Origin of the sequence: Corallococcus praedator, assembly GCF_003612125.1 — a bacterium.
GTDB classification, from domain to species: Bacteria; Myxococcota; Myxococcia; order Myxococcales; family Myxococcaceae; genus Corallococcus; species Corallococcus praedator.
Genome location: NZ_RAWI01001343.1, coordinates 1 through 398, shown reverse-complemented (window position 1 = coordinate 398; position 398 = coordinate 1). Strand labels below are relative to the sequence as shown.

Genomic DNA, 398 nt, shown 5'->3' with positions numbered 1-398 from the left:
CCCGATATCACCGACGACGCCGCCGTGACCGCGGTCCTGTCCGGCCGCGCCGACCTCGTCGCCCGCGGAGGACATTGAGATGGCCGCCCCCGAGGTCGTGCCGTGGCCCGAGGAGTTCGTCCGGCGCTACGTCGGGGCCGGGTACTGGGCCGGCCGCCCGCTCGGGGAGCTGCTCGGGGAGGCCGCGGCCCGCACCCCGGACGCCCCGGCGCTGGTCGACGGCGACGTCCGGCTCACCCACGCCGGGCTGCTCGCCCGGGCCGACGCGACGGCGGCCCGGCTCGCGGGGCTGGGGCTCGCGCCGGGCGACCGGATCGTCGTGCAGCTCGCCAACACCGCCGCGTTCGTCGTGCTGGCGGTCGCGTGCCTGCGCTCGGGGATCGTGCCGGTGATGGCCC

At 78.6% G+C, this 398-nt stretch carries 1 protein-coding gene; it reads left to right on the top strand.

Features of this window, described 5'->3' with window-relative positions:
• Nucleotides 1–79: 79 nt before the first annotated feature.
• The coding region (locus tag D7Y13_RS44390; RefSeq protein WP_147452778.1) for an AMP-binding protein at nucleotides 80–398 on the top strand (319 nt) is incomplete at its 3' end.